Annotated in this window: 1 protein-coding gene; it reads right to left on the bottom strand. The window is 66.1% G+C overall.

Annotation, left to right across the window (positions count from 1 at the left end; genetic code table 11):
* Positions 1-144: 144 nt before the first annotated feature.
* Positions 145-1,344, bottom strand: coding sequence for an IS1380 family transposase (locus SCNU_RS19865; RefSeq protein ID WP_274378037.1), 1,200 nt, complete (start codon positions 1,342-1,344; stop codon positions 145-147).
* Positions 1,345-1,353: the final 9 nt, after the last annotated feature.

The following is a 1,353-nucleotide window of genomic DNA, read 5'->3' on the forward strand; positions in this document are numbered from 1 at the left end:
CCCGGATCCACCGATGGGTTCGGTCTGGTCGCTGGTGAGGCGGGATTGGGGTCGGATCGGAGTGAGGGCATGACAGATCGCCGGCTCTGGTGTTCCCGGTGTCGTTCGAAGTTCCTCGTCAGCGGAGCCGTCGGGCTCGGTCGGTCAGGCGAAGGGCACTGCCGGTGGCGAGCGCAGGGCGGTGCTCAACTCGGTGCGTGCGGTAGCCCACGGCCACCGGGCCGGCAGATGCAGGGTCAGATGCCGTCCAGACCTGGTCAGGCGGGCCGCAACGTTGACGAGCTTGTACCGGATCGAGGCGCTGGTGCAGTTGACCAAACTCGTGGTCAGGGCCGCGGCAGCGTGAAGCAGGTTGTAGGCCATCGCCGCCAGGTGCACCCATGCACTGTTGCCGGCGAACGAGGTCGTCGGCAGATGCGCCAGAGTCGAGCCCTTCAGGTCGGCGTTGACCTGCTCGATGATGGCGTGCCCCCGATGGATTCGATCAGCCTCGACCGTCGAGTACGAGTCCGGCAACGTGGTGAAGAACGCGTGGTGGCGATACACCGGCATCAACGTGCCGGGCTCTGTGATCTTGACTCGCCGGATGATCAGCCGGCCCGGCACCTGATCAGAGGCGGGCCGACTGTTGGAACTGAACCCCACGAACGGGACTTCGGCGACCTCGGCATCGGATTCCCATCGCCGAGCATCCCGGTCCCACACCGCGCCCGGATAGTCGATGCCTTCCCACCGGTCGGGGTCGATCCCATCGATGAGGGCGGTGACGTTGACGAACTTCTTGATGCCCACCGAGACGTATCCGCCGACAGCGTGAACCGCCGCGACCAACTCTGCCGAGTAATACGCAGAATCTCCGCGCAGCACGATCGCGGTCGGATCCACAGCGAATGCCGCGGTGGCCACCGCGAGAGCATCCGCGACCAGCCCGGCGGCACCGCCGGGTTTGCCGCTGGCAGTCCCGGCCCGCAACTGTTGGCCCAGGATCACCGGCCGCGAACCGGCCCGCGAGGCCGTCACCAACTGCACGCTCAAGCCCTGGCATCGCCGATAGGTATACCCGACCTGCTCCTTTCGCAGACTTCTCACCGGCAGTACCGTGTCGTCGACATCGAGCATCAACAGATCTCGACCTGGCCCTGAACATGCCGATCCGCGCCGAGCCCGAGTCAGCACGGGCGCGTGCGCGGCAAGCCCGGCCACGAAATCAGAACTGACCGTCGACCACTGCCGGTCATTGTCCTCCGACATCGATCGCACAAACGTACCCAGCGTCGGTGCGGCATACACCCCGCAGAACAGTCGGCCCGTCGCCCCGGCACGAACGATATCGGTGCCGTCGATCGTGTCGGC

This window comes from Gordonia neofelifaecis NRRL B-59395, from assembly GCF_000192435.1.
Taxonomy (GTDB): Bacteria; Actinomycetota; Actinomycetes; order Mycobacteriales; family Mycobacteriaceae; genus Gordonia; species Gordonia neofelifaecis.